Here is a 15767-nt window from a genome sequence, read left to right on the forward strand (position 1 = left end):
GCAGGGTGGGCAGCCGTGCCGTCCGCGCTCGAATCGCAGCTGCGTCGTGGCGCGGCATCCCGCGCCAGGGGCGACATCCGCATGCCGCATTCGCTATAATGACGCACTTTATTGAAACTTCAGCAACCAAGGAATTCCATGAGCCTGAATAACGTCCCAGCCGGCAAAGACGTGCCGAACGACTTCAACGTCATCATCGAGATCCCGATGAACGCCGACCCGGTCAAGTACGAGGTCGACAAGGACAGCGGCGCGATCTTCGTCGACCGCTTCATGGGTACCGCCATGCACTATCCGTGCAACTACGGCTACGTGCCGCAGACCATCGCCGACGACGGCGACCCGTGCGACGTGCTGGTGATCACCCCGTTCCCGCTGCCGCCGGGTGTGGTGGTGCGCTGCCGCGCGCTGGGCGTGCTGAAGATGACCGATGACGGCGGCGGCGACGCCAAGGTCATCGCCGTGCCGGTCGAGAAGGTCCTGCCGATGTACAAGAAGATCCAGAAGCTGGAAGACCTGGAAGAGCTGCGCCTGCAGCAGATCCAGCACTTCTTCGAGCACTACAAGGACCTCGAGCCGGGCAAGTGGGTCAAGATCGAAGGCTGGGCCGACGCGGAAGCCGCCAAGGCCGAGATCACGGGCGGCGTCGAAGCGTTCAAGCGCAAGGGCTAGGAATAATCCCCGCATCCGCATGACGCGAGAAAGCCGGCGCCTGTTCAGGGCGCCGGCTTTTTTCATGGTAGGGCGAAGCTGTGCGCTCCGCCTGCGCGCTACCAGCCGATATCGCGCAGCAGCGTGAAGGTCAGGTCGCGCGGCGGCCTGACGACGTGCGGCAGGTCGGCGTTGATCGCTGGCTCCATGAGCTGGTTGGGCTTGGCTTCGGTGGTGTAGTGCGATACCGAAGAGCCCGGGGCATTGATGCTCGGCGTGTACATCAGGATGCGGCGCCGCGGGTCGGTGCCGGCCAGCTGCGTGCGATCGAGCGCCAGCGTGGCGATGACCCCCGACTTCACGCGCGAGCGCTGCTGCAGCGCCGTCCGGATGGTGCTGCCGTCCGCCAGCGTGATGCGCACCGATGGAATCATGATGCGCGGATCGTTGCCGCTCAGGCCGACGACGTCGCCCGGTACGTTGTCCACCACGACCATGCCGATCGCGCCGGCTGCCTGCGCGTTGCGCGCCTTGGTCACGAAGTCGCAGGTGCCGCGGTCGACCAGGGCGATGTTGTTGCGCACCGCCAGGGCATTGCTCGTATCCAGCGGCGTGCAGGCCAGGCCGCTGCCGTCGGGCTGGTCCACCACCGGCATCAGCTGCCCGCTCACCGCCCGGTTGCCGACCGGCGGACCGAAGGAGGCGTCACCCACGTAATAGTTGCCGGCTGCCCCGCCCGCATTGGCCCCGCCGATGTTCAGGTTCGAGCGCGGCGCCAGCACCCGCGGCACCGCCGCATTCACGTTCGGACCATCCCAGGACAGGCCGCGCCAGGTGACGGCCGAGGCGGCGCGCTGGGCATCGGTCATGGCGACCCAGGGAGTTTCGCTACGGTTGTCCACCAGGTGGTAGTCCCACACCGACGGGATGCCGAAGAACTGCTGTCCGGTTTCGTCGTCGGTGAAGGTCTGGAAGCCGAGGCCGTGCGCCATTTCGTGCAGCAGGACGGTGACCAGGTCGATCTGGTTGCCGAAACGCTTGTCCAGGCCCAGGTAGAAGCCCGAGCCCGGCAGGCAGTCCGGGAACAGGCCGAGCCGGGAGTTGAAGCGCGCGATGATGTGCGGGTCGGTCGGGGCGGTGAGGTCGGTGCCGGCCAGCTTGCTGGCCAGCGCCGACGGGTACCAGGTGTTGGCGCGCGGGGCATTCGGGAAGTCGGTCCAGATCTCGTAGGCGCCGGCCGCGCCGAGCACGGCGCCGGTCTCGGTGCAGGCCAGCGGCACGAAGGCGGCGCCGATGCGGATCGGCACGCTGCTGTCGAGCGTACTGCCCCAGATGTTGGCGGCGTGCTGGAAGGCGACCAGGCGCTGTTCGCCGAGCGTGGTGCCGGTATTGCCGCCGACCGGCGTGGCCGGCGTCGGGTCGTTGAAGCCCTCGCCCGGGGCGTTCTGGTTGACGATGACGATGGTGGCGGCAGCCTGGGCTGCCCCTGCGCCGGCCAGCACGAACGCCAGTGCGGCGGCCATCCGGCAGAAGGTCTTAACGGCTTTCATGGCGGTGCTCCTCGTGCTTGGCGGCCGGTTCGGCAGCGCCGCTGGTTGCGCGTTCGGCGGCGTGCACACCGTGCACGCACTGTTCGCCGAGCTTGCCTTCGCCGTCGCGCTTGACGACCGAATACACCATGTGGCGCTCGCCCAGGCGTACCGAGCGGCGCCCGCCCGGGCCGGTGACCATGGCGGGCTGGGACTGCGCCGTCATCGAGGCGGACGCGGCCGGCTGCAGGGCGCGGATTTCGGCGGCGGTCGGGGTGCGCAGCTGGCCGGTCTGGGCGTCGCGCACGACGACCATCCCTTGCCCCTGGGCCGCGGGGGTGGCGTCCTGGGCGGCGCCGGCGGTCAGGCTCAGCGCGGCGAGTGGCAGGAAGAACATCAGTTCAAGGCTGGACATGGGCTTCTCCTGGCATGGGCTCATCGACGCAGCCGGCGGGCGCTGGCCGCGACGGCGCCGAGGCCGGCCAGCAGCATCAGGTAGGTGGAAGGCTCGGGCACGGCGGTGACGACCCGCACGGAATCGATGCCGACGTAGTCGAGCGTGTCGGCCTCGCCCAGGTAGCGGAAGGCGAAGCGGCCGGCGCCGGCGGCGTCGAAGGAGGCCGTCAGTTGCTGCCACTGGCTGGGGAAGTTGCCCTCGCCGCCGACGGTGAGCAGGAGGGTATCGAAGGCGTCGAGGCCGGTGCCGGTGCTCCCGTAAGCGAAGCGTACTTCGAGCAGGTCGGAGAAGGCGCTGCTGCCCTGGCTGTTGACGTAGAAGGAGAGGGTGGTGACCCCGCCCAGCGCCAGGGTGGGCGTGATCAGCCAGTTGTCGACCATGCCGATGCCGTTGGCCGCGCTCAGGAAGTTGACGCCGGCATAGGAGTTGGCGGCGCCCGACTGCGCGGCGAACACGCCGGCATTGCCCTGGAACCAGCCTTCTCCGGGGGGCGTGCTCAGGTTGAGCTGGACCCAGCCGGGCAGGCTGTCGACATTGTTGAAGCCTTCATTGAGCACTTCGACTGCGGCGTGGCTGGACAGTGGCGCCCAGGCGGCCGCGGCAACGAGTGCCGTACCGCACAGCGAGGCAAGTCGTTTCATGATTCCCCTTTCACACTTAGCCAGATGGATGGTGGTCCGCTCGCGCTGGCTGACGACGAGGCCATAATTGTTTTTATGGTATGAGCAGGGAGATAACGAACATTGATGTTTATTTAAGGCGCCTGATCGCCAGCACGGCCCGGCTCAAGGGCAGGAACGGAACCAAGTCGGGAAAAGAAAACGGCCTCCGCAAGGGAGGCCGTCGGGTAATGCCGTGGCTAAACTTTACTTCTGTCGTGCCATGAAACTGCGCAGGCGTAGCTTACCGACGATCCCGATAGGGAAGAAATAGATCGACAGAATGAACAGCACGCCCAGCCACAGCATCCAGCGGTCCGGATGCAGGGCTGCCGCCAGCAGGGGCACGCCGGCCAGGGCGTCCGAACCCGCACCCATCAGTTCCTTCAGGTAGTTCTGGGCGATGATGAACAGCGCCGCGCCGACCACTGCGCCGTACATGGTGCCCATGCCGCCGATGACCACGATCAGCAGGATGTCGGTCATCACTTCGAAGCCGAGCGAGGTCTTGGGGCCGACGTAGCGCAGCCACAGGGCCATCAGGGCGCCGGCCAGGGCCGCCACCAGCGCCGCCAGGCAGTTGGCCCAGATCCGGTACACCATGGTGCGGTAGCCCAGCGCCTCGGCGCGGAACTCGTTTTCGCGGATCGCCTGCAGTACCCGCCCGAACGGCGAGTTCACCAGGCGCAGCAGGAACAGGAACAGCAGCAGGCAGCCGAAGAACACCAGGTAGTAGGTCAGCAGCTTGCCGTCGATCGCGCGGCCGAACACCTCGTTCTCCACCAGCGTGAAGCCGGGGGTGAGCACTTCCGGCACGCTGAAGGTGATGCCGTCCTCGCCGCCGGTGAAGTCGGACAGCTGCGAGGCCAGCACCGCGAACGAGGACGCCACCGCCAGCGTGATCATGGTGTAGAAGATGGCGCGCACGCGCAGGGCGAACAGGCCGACCACCAGGGCCAGCAGCAGGGCCAGCAGCAGGGCGATGCCGAGGCCGCCCAGGGCCGCGCTCCAGGTCGCCTCGTCGACGCGCGCCAGGCCAAGGCCGATGCCGTAGGCGCCGATGCCGTAGAACATGGTGTGGGCAAAGGACACGATGCCCGTGTAGCCCAGCAGCAGGTCATACGAGGCCACCAGCACGATGTAGACGCAGATGGTGGCGGCGGTGTTGAGCGGGCGCGCGCCCGAGGTCAGGAAGGGCGCGAAGGCCAGTCCCAGCAGGATCAGGAGCAGGCTTGCTGCGAGCAGGCGGCTGCGCGGCATGTCGGCGGATAGGAGTCGGTGCAGCATCTGGTTCAAGTCCTCGTTTTCGAATACAGGCCGGCCGGACGCCACAGCAGGATCGCGATCATCAGGATGATGTTCGAGACCAGCGCGACTTTCGGCGCCAGGAAGCCGGCGTAGTTCGCCACCAGCGCCATCAGGAGCGCGCCGATGAAGCAGCCGCCCACGGAGCCGAGGCCGCCGATGATGATGACGATGAAGATCATGACCATGATCTCGCCGCCCATCGCGGCGGTCAGGGTCTCCTTGTACAGGCCCCACAGCACGCCGCCCATCCCGGCCAGCGCCGAACCGGCCGCGAACACGGTGACGAACAGGCGCTTGATGCGGTAGCCGAGCGCTTCGACCATCTCGCCGTTCTCGACGCCGGCGCGGATGAGCAGGCCGATCTTGGTGCGGTTCAGGGTCAGGAACATGCCCACGAACACGACCAGGCCGACCACCACCGCCACCAGGCGGTACTTCTCGATGGCCGCGTCGCCCAGGAAGATGGCGCCGCGCAGCGCGGTCGGCAGCGGCAGGGCGATGGTCTCGGCGCCCCAGATCACGTGGATCAGCTGCTCGGCCACGATCATGCCGCCCATCGTGATCAGGATCTGCTTCAGGTGCTGGCCGTAGACCGGCATGATGATGATGCGCTCGAAGGCCCAGCCCATGAGGGCGGTGACGAGCATCGCGACCGTGATGGCCAGCGCCAGCACGCCCAGGTTGACCAGCAGCGAGTCCATCTCGAGCCAGCCCTGCATCGGCAGCAGCACCATGGTGGCGGAGAAGGCGCCCACCGACACGAAGGCGCCGTGGCCGAAGTTCAGCACGCTCATCAGGCCGAACACGAGTGTCAGGCCGCTCGCCATGATGAAGATCATCATGCCCATCGCCAGGCCGGCGACGGTCAGGGTGACCCAGGTGGGGAAGCTGCCGACCAGCGGCAGCATGGCCAGCATCAGCGCCGGCACCAGCAGCAGCGGCGCGATGTCGCGCGGCGCCTTCGGCAAGGGCGCGTCGCTCTGCTGCGACGTGTCCTTGCCGGCAAGGGGAAGGGTTGCACTCATGGTGTGTCCTATTGATGTGAATCGAGCGACAGGCCGAGCAGGCGCTGCTGCAGTTCCTCTTCGGCGGCAAGCTGCGGCATGGAACCGGCGTGCACGACCCGGCCGTCGTCCATCACGCCGACCGTGTCGCCCAGCGAGCGGACGAAGTTGAAGTTCTGTTCTACCAGCAGGATGGTGGTGCTGGTGTCCTTCAGTTCGCGGAAGGCGGCCATCAGGCTGGCGACGATGGCCGGGGCCAGGCCCTTGGTCGGTTCGTCCACCAGCAGCAGCTTGCGCGGTTCGACGATCGCGCGGGCGATCGCCACCATCTGCTTCTGGCCGCCGGAGAGGTTGCCGGCCGGGTAGTTCCAGAACTTCTTCAGGGCCGGGAAGAAGCCGCAGATCCAGTCGACGCGGCGCTCGTCCAGCGCACCGTTGCGCGCGGCCAGGTACAGGTTCTCGCGCACGGTCAGGTCCGAGAACACGGCCATGCTTTCCGGGACATAGGCGATCCCCAGGCGGGCGATGTCGGGCGTGGCCATCTTCGTGATGTCGCGGCCGTCGAAGACGATCGCGCCGGCGCTGGCCTTCCACAGGCCCATGATGGTGCGCAGGGTGGTGGTCTTGCCGGCGCCGTTGCGGCCCAGCAGGATGGACAGGCCCCCGCGCGGCACCACCAGGTCCACGCCCTGCAGGATGTGGTACTGGCCGATGTGGGTATGCACGCCCTCGAGCGTCAGCAAGGCTTCAGGCGTGTGCTGGTTCTGGTGTTCCAAGATAGGCTTCCTGTACGATCTTCGATTGCATGACTTCCGCGGGCTTGCCGTCCGCGACCAGGGTGCCGTTGTGCAGCACGACGATGCGGTCGGCCAGTGCGCGCACCACGTCCATCTTGTGCTCGACTAGCAGCACGGTCTTGTTGCGTTCAAGCTTGACCGCATGGATCAGGTCGAGCACCACCGGCACCTCGTCGACGCTCATGCCGGCGGTCGGTTCGTCGAACATCATGATGTCCGGTTCCAGCGCCAGCAGGATCGCCACTTCGAGCTTGCGCTGGTCGCCGTGCGACAGCGTGCGCACCAGGGCCTCGCGGCGCCCGGCCAGCGCCACGCGCTCCAGGTAATGCTCGGCGCGCGCGATCAGTTCCCGATGGCTCGACCAGATCGAGAAGAAGTTCAGGCCCATGCCGGCGCGGCTCTGCACCGCCAGGCGCACGTTCTCGAGCACCGTCAGGTTCGGGAACAGGTTGGTCAGCTGGAAGGCGCGGCCGATCCCGAGGCGGGTGCGCTTGGCGGCGCCCGCGCGGGTGACGTCCTGGCCGTTCACGAACACGCTGCCCGAGGTGGCCGGCAGCTGGCCCGACACCAGGTTGAAGTAGGTGGTCTTGCCGGCGCCGTTCGGACCGACGATGACGGTCAGGGTGCCGGGATGGAAATCCGCCGTGACCGCGTTCACCGCGACGTGGCCGCCGAAGCGGATCGTCAGGTCGCGGGTGGACAGCGAAGGCAGGCCGGACTGCGGGGATGCTTGTGCGGTCATGTCAGCGCTTGTTCTTCACCGGCAGCGGCATCTCGGCGGCGGGGATCTCGCGCACCAGTTCCAGCAGGTCCCACTCGTTCTTCTGGTCCTTCTTGATGCGGAAGTGGTACATCGGCTGGATCGCCTGGTGGTCTTCCTTGCGGAAGCTCATGCTGCCCTTCGGAGTCTCGAAGCTCATGCCCTCCATCGCCGCCACCAGCTCGTCGCCGTTCTTGGCGTTCGGCGCCTTGCTGAGGGCAGTGAACACGGCGCTGGCCGCGGCCATGCCGCCTGCGGTGAACATATCTGGCGGCATCTTGTAGCGCTTGGTGTGTTCGGCCACGAACCAGTCGTTCATCTTGTTCTTCGGGAAGCCGTGGTAGTAGTAGATCGTGCCTTCGGTGCCGGCGTAGCTCTTCCAGGTCTTCATCACCGGCAGGATGTTGCCGCCCGGGGCCAGGGCGATGCCGAAGCGCTCCGGCTTCATGTCGGCGATCTTGTTCAGCGGGTTCGGGCCGGCCCAGACGATGGCCAGCACGCGCGGCTGCGGCTTGTCCTTGAGGGCGTTGAACAGGCGCTGGGTCGGGGCGGTGAAGTCGGTGGTGGTGGCCGGCGCGTATTCCTCGTGGACGGTCACGGCCTTGCTGCCGGTGGCCTTGAGCGCATCCTTGCCGGCCTCGATGGCGTCGCGCCCGAAGGCATTGTCCTGGGCCAGGAAACCGATGCTGCCGCTCTTGAGGGTGCTGGCGGCGGCCAGCGCGTCCTGCATCGAGCTGCGCGCGGTGCGGAAGATGTACTTGTTCCACTTTTCCTGGGTGATCGCATCGGCCACCGCCGGCTCGACGATCAAGACCTTCTTGTATTCCTTCGCCACCGGCAGCATGGCGATCGCCGAGCCGGACGAGGTGGTGCCGACCGCGATGTCGACCTTGTCGTCGCCGTAGGCTTCGGCCAGCAGGGTGCGGCCCAGGTCCGGCTTGGACTGGTCGTCCTTGACGATGACCTTGATTTTCCGCCCGTTGATCTGCATGCTGCCCTTGGTCAGGTACTCGAGGCCCATCATGAAGCCGGTCTCGGTCTCCTTGGCGTAGGCTTCGAGCGGTCCGGTCTTGCCGGCGATGAGGGCGATCTTCAGGTCCTTGCCCTGTGCGAACACGGTGGGCGCGGCGCCGGCAGCGAATGCGGCGACGATGGCCACGGCCAGGGGTTTGATCAGGTGGTTCATGCTAGTCTCCTTGAGTATCTTTTACGGTAGCTTGGCCAGGAAGGCGCGGATCGCGTCCAGCGCCGCCGGCTCGGTGAGCATGGGCGCGTGGCCGACGTCCGGCACTTCCGCGTAATGCAGTTCCGGGGCCGCCTTGCGCATCCACTCGGCCTGTTCGGGTTCGACCAGGTCGGACAGCGCGCCGCGCACCAGCAGGGTAGGGCGGCGCCGCGCCAGCCGGCGGAAGGCCATGCGTGCGGCCAGCGAGGTCGGACGCAGCTTGCCCGTCTGTATCGCGCTTGCGATATTCGGATCGTAACGCAGCGCCAGCTGTCCGTCATCCTTCTGTTCGAAGGCGCGGCGCGCCCACTTGGCCCATTCCTCGTTCGAATTGGCCGGGAAGGCGCAGGCGTTGATGTCGCGCAGGTAGGCGGCGGCGTCGTCCCAGCTCGCCAGCGCGTTGCAGCGGCCCGCGTAGCCGGCGATGCGCTGCAGGCCGCGCACCGACAGCACCGGGCCGACGTCGTTGAGGACGGCGGCGGCGATCAGGTCGAGCCGGCGCGCCGCCAGGGTCATGGTGATCAGGCCGCCCATCGAGGTGCCGACGAAGACCGCGCGCGGCAGCGCCAGGTCTTCCATCAGCTTGACGATGTCGGCGGCGTAGACCGCCGGGGTGTAGTTGTCGGGGTTCGGATCGTGCGCCGAGAAGCCGCGCCCGCGCACGTCGACCGCGATCACGCGCCGCCCCATGGCCGACAGGAGCGGGGCGAGTTCGTCGAAGTCGGCCGAATTGCGTGTCAGGCCGTGGATGCAGATCACCGGCAGCCGCGCAGGCAGGCCGGCGGCGGGATCCGCCGGATAGTCGCGCGCATACAGCGCCAGCCCGTCGCTGCTGGTGTAGCTGATTGGAGTGAAAGTCGACACGCTGGCTGATATCCTGTAAGTCGTTCCGGCCGGCCGGAGCCGATGCCGTGGTCAATGCGAGGGCGGCAAGCCTCCCGGCCGGCGCCGCGCGGGCGCCAGCCAGGGGATGCTGCCGGGGAGGGCCCGCTGCTACGGGCCGTGGGGCGCGCTTAGAAGCGGTACTCGAGCGTTGCCGAGACCTGGCGCGGGTTGCCGTAGAACGCGGTCAGGGTGCCCTCGTTGCCCAGGGTCGGGAACAGGTAGCCGCCGGTCTTGTAGTGCTTGTCGCTCAGGTTCTTGCCGTGCAGGCCGGCGCGGACCTTGCCGTCGGCGCGGGTCCAGACGATGCTCGCGTCATACAGCTTGTACGACTCCTGGTCGAGCAGCGAGGCGGTCTCGAACTGGGCGGTGGCGCCCTTGTACGAGGCGCTGCCGATCAGGGACAGCTTGCCGTTGTAGCCCATCACCGGCATCGGGATGTCGTAGTTGAAGCGCAGGTTGGCCGAGTTCTTCGGGGTGTTCTGGAAAGTGCGCTGGCTCGCCACGTTGACGCCGGCCGCGAAGTATTCCTTGTACTCGGCGTCGATGTAGCTGTACATGCCCGCGATCATGAAGTTCGGGGTCAGGTTGGCGATGGCTTCCAGTTCGGCGCCCTTGATCTTGGCCTTGCCGGCATTGGTGGTCACGCCGGCGAAGCTGTCGTCCTTGCCGTCGCCGTTGGTGTCGATCGCCACCGAGCCCGGGATCTGCACGTCCTGGTAGTCGCTGTAGAACACCGCGGCATTGGTGGTGATGCGGCCGCCGTTGAAGGCCGATTTCAGGCCCAGTTCGTAGGTCTCGATGATTTCCGGCTCGTAGCCGCGCTTGGCCACCGCCAGCGGCAGCTTGGTGCCGACCATGTTCAGGCGCGGTTCGAAGCCGCCGCCCTTGAAGCCTTCGGAGTAGGACGCATACACGTTGTGGTCCTGGTTGAGCTTGTAGTTCACGGCGATGCGCGGGGTGAACTTCTTGTCCTCGCGCTTGAGCTGGCCGCCGCGCAGGTCGGTGTCGGTGCGGAACAGGATGGCGCCCGGATTGCCCAGGTCCGGGGTGCCATTGGCGCCCAGGTAGATCTGGCGCAGCACTTCGGCTTCGCGCTTGTCGACGGTGTAGCGGCCGCCCAGCGAGACGCTGAAGGCGTCGGTCACGTTGTAGCTGCCGTCGGCATAGATCGCCCAGGCCTTGGTGTCGATGTCGCCCATCGTGTAGGTCGAGGTCGGGACCGCGCCGCCCAGGATGGTGTCGAACTTGTTGAAGGCGTTGGCGTCGATGTAGTAGACACCGGCCACGCCTTGCAGGCGCTCGCCCGTGTAGGTGAGGTTGAATTCCTGGCTGAACTGCTTGTTGGTGTACAGGGCCGGCACGTGCATGTCGGTCACTGCCAGCGAATCGAAGTCGATCGGCGCGTACGACTTGTCCTTGCGCGAAGCCGTGATCGACTTGAGGGACCACTCGTTGTTGAGGGTGTATTCGACGGTGGCCGAGACGCCGTGCGCCTTGACTTCCTGGTCGTGGCCGAGGGCCTGCATCAGGTTGGCGCGGGTATCGTAGACATTGCTCAGGATCGGGGCGCCGCTGGTGCGGCCGACGATCAGGCGGTGGCCGTTCTTGGGGCTGGAATCGTCCTTGGTGATGTCGCCGGCGATGCGGATGAACAGGTCCGGGGTCGGGGTGAACTCGGCCGACAGGCGCGCCGCGGTGACGTCCTTGTCGTAGTTGTCGCCGCCGGTGGTCAGGTTCTTGCCGAAGCCGTCGCGCTTGAAGCGGGCGAAGGTGCCGCCGATGCGCGCGGTCTCCGAGATCGGCGTGCTGGCGGTGGCGACGATTTCCTTCTGGCCGTATTGGCCGACGGTGGCGCGCAGGCGCGCGTCGGTCTGCGGGGCCAGCTTGCGGGTGACGTACTTGACGGCGCCGCCGATGGTGTTGCGGCCGTACAGCGTGCCCTGCGGGCCGCGCAGCACCTCGATGCGTTCGACGTCGTAGATGTCGGCCACGGCCGCCTGTGGGCGGGCCAGGTAGATGTCGTCGATGTAGATGCCGACGCCCGACTCGAAGCCGGCCAGCGGATCGGCCTGGCCGACGCCGCGGATGAAGGCGGTCAGGGTCGAGTTGGTGGCGCGCGAGGCCTTCAGGGTGGTGTTCGGCAGGGCCAGGGCGAGGGCGGTGATGTCCGGCGTGGCGGTCTTCGACAGCTGGTCGGCGCTGAAGGCGGTGACCGAGACCGGCACGTCCTGCAGGCTTTCTTCACGGCGGCGGGCGGTCACGACCACCTTGTTCACGGCTTCTTCGGCGGTCGCCACCGGCGCGGCGCCGGTCGCTTCCTGGGCGATGGCCACATTGCCGCCCGAGAGGACGAGCAGGGCCACGGCGGACTGGATGGCAGGGTTCAGCAGCTTCAGTTTCTTCTTGGTCAGACGCATCGATGTCTCCTAATTTTTGATAGCGGCATGCGTTCAGGTTTTCGCATGGTCAGCAGTGTGCCTTGCTTGGGTTTGGTTAGATAGTCAACAATCGCCCACCCCGTTGTGCAAAAATGCACAGCTCGCTGCACCATGCCTGTGCGCGTGCTGGCGAGGGCGGGAATCGGCCACGCACCGTTTGTGCGCTGCCGCATCGAAAAAGCTGCAAATGATTGCAGGGGGAATGTGCACTGGTGCACAATGTGAGATGTTGATATTGAACAACCCGCCCGATGAATACGCTGCCTGAATGGACCGACCTGCGTTTCTTCCTGGAGCTGGCGCGCGCCGGCACCCTGTCGGGCGCCTCGCGCCGGCTGGAAGTGGAGCACACCACCGTGGCGCGCCGCATCGATCGCCTCGAAGCCCAGCTCGGCTCGACCCTGTTCGACCGCTCGCGCGAAGGCTACGAGCTCACCGAAGTCGGGCAGGCGCTGCTGCCGCATGCCGAGGCGATGGAAGGGGCGGCCCTGGCGGCGGCCGAGCAGATCGGCGGGGCCGAAGTGGCCGCGCACGGCGTGGTGCGCCTGGGCGTGCCGGAGGTGTTCGGCGTGCGCGTGGTGGCGCCGCTGCTGGCCCGGCTGCTCGAGCAGCACCCGGACCTGTCGATCGACCTGCTGAACCTGCCGCGCTTTGCCAACCTGGCCAACCGCGAGGCCGACCTCGGCGTGATGCTCGACCCGCCCACCACCGGCCGCTACATGGTTACCCGCCTGGCGTCCTTCCACTTCTACCTGTACGCCTCGCCCTCCTACCTGGCGCGCCATCCGCCGATCCGCACCCAGGCCGACCTGGCGCGGCACGACTTCGTCGACTACGTCCAGGACCGCCTGGCCAGCCGCGAGCTGTCCTACCTGAACGAACTCGGCTTCACGCCGCGGCGCCGCATCTGCTGCTCGGGCATGACCGCCCAGCTGGAAGCCGCCTCGCTCGGCATGGGGCTGATGATGGCGCCGCCCTATGCGGTGCCGGATGATGGCCGGCTGGTGCGGGTGTTGCCGGGCTTCCAGGCCGAGCGCTCGTTCTGGCTGGCCGCCCCGACCGACCTGTACCGGCTGCGCCGGGTGAAGGTGGTGTGGAACCTGTTGCGCGAATGCGCGGAGGGCCATCCCGACCTGTTCGTGGCGGACCGCGCCGGCTTGCCGCTCGCCTAGGCAAGGCGTATCCTCGCCAGTCTCGATACCCGCCACGGGAACCATGCGCAAGCGGATCAGCGAAGGCATCGATGTGCGCCGGGCCGAGATGCCGCCGTGCCCGGATCGAAACGCGGTATCATTGCAAAATTTGCCACGCGGCGCCGAGCCGCAGCCTTCGTACGGACAGAAGCTTCCATGAGTGCCCACATCGACATGACCGCTCCAGCCCCGCCACCGCATGGGCCGGACACTGGGCAGCCGCAGGCCGCCGTGGCCGCTGTGGCCGCGGACGGCAGCGACGACCCGGACGCCGCCGAGCGTTACCGGCTCGCCAGGATGGCGACCAACGACGCCATCTGGGACTGGCGCCTGGCCGACGGCCATGTGACCTGGAACGACGCCTTGTGCGAGCTGTTCGGCCATGCGCTGGAACAGACCAGCGCCGCCTGGTGGCTCGAGCATATCCATCCGGACGACCGGGCCCGCATCGACCATGCCATCCACGCCGTCATCGAAAGCGGCGGGACGCGCTGGTCCGGCGAGTACCGCTTCCGGCGCGCCGACGGCAGCTATGCCGAGATCTTCGACCGCGGCACGGTCCTGCGCGACGCCGCCGGCCGTCCCCTGCGCATGATCGGCGCCATGCTGGACCTGAGCGAACGCAAGGCGGCCGAACAGGCCCTTGGCGAGAGCGAGCGCCTGTTTCGCACCATGTTCGAGTCGATCGATCAGGGCTTCAGCGTCATCGAATTCCTGGACGGGCCGCACGGGCCGCTGAGCGACTACGTGCACGTCATGGCCAACCCGGCCTACGCGGTCCATACCGGCATCGAGGACGTGGTCGGGCAGCGCGTGCGCGACATGGTGCCGCTTGAAGCGCAGGCCTGGGTCGAGATCTACCGCGAAGTGCTGGTGACCGGGAAGCCGATCCGCTTCCAGCGCGAGCTCGAGCGCACCGGCCGCCACCTCGAGCTGTCCGCATTGCGCATCGAGCCGGTCGAGCGGCGCCAGGTCGCCGTCCTGTTCCAGGACATCACGCCGCGCTACCAGGCCGAGCGCGCACTGCGCGCCCTGAACGACAACCTGGAGCGCCGCGTGGCCGACGAAGTGGCCGAACGGGTGCGCACCCAGGATGCGCTGCGCCAGTCGCAGAAGATGGAAGCGGTGGGCCAGCTGACCGGCGGGATCGCCCACGACTTCAACAACATGCTGGCCGTGATCTCGAATGCGCTCGACCTGCTCGGACGGCGCCTGCCGCCGGGCGACCCGCGCGCACCGCATTACCTGAGCCTAGCCAAGGGCGGAGTCAGGCGCGCCGCCGAGCTGACCCAGCGCCTGCTGGCCTTTTCGCGCCAGCAGCCCTTGCGGCCGGCGGCCGTGTCGGTCAACGAACTGGTGGACGGCATGTCCGAGCTGCTGCGCCATTCGCTGGGCGCCTCGATCGCGCTCGAGCTGCGCCTGGCCGACGGCCTGTGGCGCACCTTCGCCGACCCCGGCCAGCTCGAGAACGCGATCGTCAACCTGGTCGTGAATGCGCGCGACGCGATGGAACAGGGCGGCCGCCTCGGCATCCTGAGCGCCAACCGCTCGCTCGACGCACAACAGGCGGCTGCGCTCGGCGGCCTGGCGCCGGGCGACTACGTGCTGGTGGAAGTTACCGATACCGGCACCGGCATGAGCCCGCAAGTCATCGCCAAGGCGTTCGAACCCTTCTTCACGACCAAGGAAGTCGGGCGCGGCACCGGGCTCGGGCTGAGCCAGGTGTATGGCTTCGTCCGGCAGTCGGGCGGCCAGGTGGGGATCGAATCCGTCGAGGGGCAGGGCAGCACGGTCAGGATCTTCCTGCCGCGCCATGCGGCCGCCGACAGCCTGCCGGAACCGCAGGCCCCCGCCCCCGGGCCGGCCGGCGGGCGCAGGTCCGAGACGGTGCTGGTCGTCGACGACGAGCCCGAGGTGCGCATGCTGGTGGCCGACATGCTGGACGAGCTGGGCTACGGCGTGGTGTGCGCCGACGGCGCGGCCGCCGCCCTGCAGGCGCTCGACGCGCACCCGGAGATCGGCCTGCTCCTGACCGACGTGGTCATGCCCGACATGAACGGCAGAAGGCTGGCCGACGAGGTGCTGCGCCGCCGCCCCGGCCTGCGGCTCCTGTTCACCACCGGTTACACCCGCAACGTCATGGTCGACAACGGGGTGCTCGACCAGGCGGTGCAGATCCTGCCCAAGCCCTTCGCGATCGAGGAGCTGGCGGGCGCGGTGCGCGCGCTGTTCGACGCCGCCTAGCGCCAGCCAGCCTGCACTTCCGAAATCAGCTGCCTGCTCAGGACTTCATTGTCGCCGCCGCCGGGTTCGAAATCGAGCGGACGCCCGCGTACCGGCGCGACCAGCTCCTCCAGCATATTGTCCAGGCGCGCGGCGGTGCGCCAGTATCCGGAATCCATCGACAGGTTCGGGATGCCGCTGGTATGGCTCAGGAGGTGGGCGATGGTGACCTGGTCCCAATGCCGCGGCGCGTCCGGCAGGTAGCGCTTGAGCGGCGCGTCGAGCGCGAGCTTGCCGTCCTCGACCAGCAGCATGACGGCGGTCGCGGTGAACAGCTTGGTCGTCGAACCGATCCGGAACACGTGCTCCGGCCGGGCCGGCACGCCGAGTTCGACGTTGGCCATGCCATAGGCCTTGCGCAGGACCGGGCGCCCGTCCTTGACGACCAGCACGGCGATCCCGGGCAGCTCCGGCTTGAAGCGCGCGGCGACGATGCGGTCGAGGGACTCGGCCAGCGCGGCCGGCGCAGCCGGCGCGGCCGCGGCGAGGAGGGGGAAACAGAGCAGCAGGGCAAGGCGCTTCATGGACGCATCCACGATGGTCGACGATGGGCAGGCACGATAGCACGCCCGGGGCGG

14 protein-coding genes are annotated in these 15767 nt (G+C 67.7%); 3 read left to right on the plus strand and 11 right to left on the minus strand.

Annotated features, from left to right (window positions below; genetic code table 11):
* Positions 1–138: 138 nt before the first annotated feature.
* Entirely contained in the window at positions 139–672 is a 534-nt protein-coding gene (gene ppa / locus AB3347_RS01050) for an inorganic diphosphatase (RefSeq protein WP_369089916.1), read from the plus strand.
* 98 nt (positions 673–770) lie between these two features.
* Here the strand turns inward: ppa and AB3347_RS01055 are convergent, their stop codons facing one another.
* From AB3347_RS01055 to AB3347_RS01100, 10 genes are all read right to left on the minus strand, one after another.
* Complete coding sequence (locus AB3347_RS01055) at positions 771–2201, minus strand: PA domain-containing protein (RefSeq protein ID WP_369089917.1); 1431 nt, start codon at positions 2199–2201, stop codon at positions 771–773.
* On the minus strand, positions 2188–2595 hold the full coding sequence (locus AB3347_RS01060) for a hypothetical protein (RefSeq protein ID WP_369089918.1): 408 nt from the start codon (positions 2593–2595) through the stop codon (positions 2188–2190). Before AB3347_RS01060 ends, AB3347_RS01055 begins: the two co-directional genes overlap by 14 nt.
* Before the next feature lie 20 nt (positions 2596–2615).
* Positions 2616–3278, minus strand: a complete 663-nt coding sequence (locus tag AB3347_RS01065; RefSeq protein ID WP_369089919.1) for a choice-of-anchor J domain-containing protein — start codon at positions 3276–3278, stop codon at positions 2616–2618.
* A gap of 225 nt (positions 3279–3503) precedes the next feature.
* Positions 3504–4583, minus strand: coding sequence for a branched-chain amino acid ABC transporter permease (locus AB3347_RS01070; RefSeq protein ID WP_369089920.1), 1080 nt, complete (start codon positions 4581–4583; stop codon positions 3504–3506).
* Between the two features lie 5 nt (positions 4584–4588).
* The gene (locus tag AB3347_RS01075) at positions 4589–5629 is read right to left on the minus strand and encodes a branched-chain amino acid ABC transporter permease (RefSeq protein ID WP_369089921.1); all 1041 of its coding nucleotides are present in this window, start codon (positions 5627–5629) and stop codon (positions 4589–4591) included.
* Between the two features lie 8 nt (positions 5630–5637).
* Entirely contained in the window at positions 5638–6384 is a 747-nt protein-coding gene (locus tag AB3347_RS01080) for an ABC transporter ATP-binding protein (RefSeq protein ID WP_369089922.1), read from the minus strand.
* Positions 6356–7147, minus strand: a complete 792-nt coding sequence (locus AB3347_RS01085) for an ABC transporter ATP-binding protein (protein ID WP_369089923.1) — start codon at positions 7145–7147, stop codon at positions 6356–6358. Before AB3347_RS01085 ends, AB3347_RS01080 begins: the two co-directional genes overlap by 29 nt.
* Before the next feature lies 1 nt (position 7148).
* A complete protein-coding gene (locus AB3347_RS01090) occupies positions 7149–8351 on the minus strand; it encodes a substrate-binding domain-containing protein (RefSeq protein ID WP_369089924.1) in 1203 nt (400 codons plus the stop codon).
* A 21-nt stretch (positions 8352–8372) separates the two neighbouring features.
* Complete coding sequence (locus AB3347_RS01095) at positions 8373–9254, minus strand: alpha/beta fold hydrolase (RefSeq protein ID WP_369089925.1); 882 nt, start codon at positions 9252–9254, stop codon at positions 8373–8375.
* A 149-nt stretch (positions 9255–9403) separates the two neighbouring features.
* Positions 9404–11692, minus strand: coding sequence for a TonB-dependent receptor (locus AB3347_RS01100; RefSeq protein ID WP_369089926.1), 2289 nt, complete (start codon positions 11690–11692; stop codon positions 9404–9406).
* A gap of 272 nt (positions 11693–11964) precedes the next feature.
* On the opposite strand from AB3347_RS01100, the gene AB3347_RS01105 reads away from it, so the two are divergent.
* Positions 11965–12885 (plus strand): LysR family transcriptional regulator, encoded by a 921-nt coding sequence (locus tag AB3347_RS01105; protein WP_369089927.1) that lies wholly within the window; start codon positions 11965–11967, stop codon positions 12883–12885.
* Positions 12886–13062: 177 nt separating this feature from the next.
* The gene (locus AB3347_RS01110; protein ID WP_369089928.1) at positions 13063–15150 is read left to right on the plus strand and encodes a PAS domain-containing protein; all 2088 of its coding nucleotides are present in this window, start codon (positions 13063–13065) and stop codon (positions 15148–15150) included.
* On the opposite strand, the gene AB3347_RS01115 is transcribed toward AB3347_RS01110, so the two are convergent.
* Positions 15147–15713, minus strand: coding sequence for a serine hydrolase domain-containing protein (locus tag AB3347_RS01115; RefSeq protein ID WP_369089929.1), 567 nt, complete (start codon positions 15711–15713; stop codon positions 15147–15149). The genes AB3347_RS01110 and AB3347_RS01115 overlap by 4 nt on opposite strands.
* Between the last annotated feature and the right edge of the window lie 54 nt (positions 15714–15767).

The organism is Massilia sp. X63, assembly GCF_041023745.1.
GTDB lineage: Bacteria > Pseudomonadota > Gammaproteobacteria > Burkholderiales > Burkholderiaceae_D > Telluria.